This is a genomic window from Schleiferilactobacillus shenzhenensis LY-73, assembly GCF_000469325.1.
Lineage (GTDB): Bacteria > Bacillota > Bacilli > Lactobacillales > Lactobacillaceae > Schleiferilactobacillus > Schleiferilactobacillus shenzhenensis.
In genome coordinates this window covers 6,607-6,854 of sequence record NZ_KI271585.1, presented here as the reverse complement: position 1 = coordinate 6,854, position 248 = coordinate 6,607, and positions in this window count along the sequence as shown.

Sequence of the window (248 nt, the reverse complement as noted above, 5' to 3'; positions counted from 1 at the left end):
CATTAACAACAATTTCACGGCTGACGCCCGCCAGCCTCCGGGCCCAAATCGCCTACACTCTACCCAATCGTAAGATTCTTGGCGCCAGGGCACATTCGCAGGAGGTGCCGCCTGCGCTTTGAATTCTCAGGCAATTGTCGTGATGTCCGGGGAGGAGGCCGCCAGGGTTTCGTGTCGGGCGAGACCATTCTAGTCTTCGAAAATGTAGGGTGACGAAGGGCGGAGCAGATGGGGGCTCAGCTGTGAAG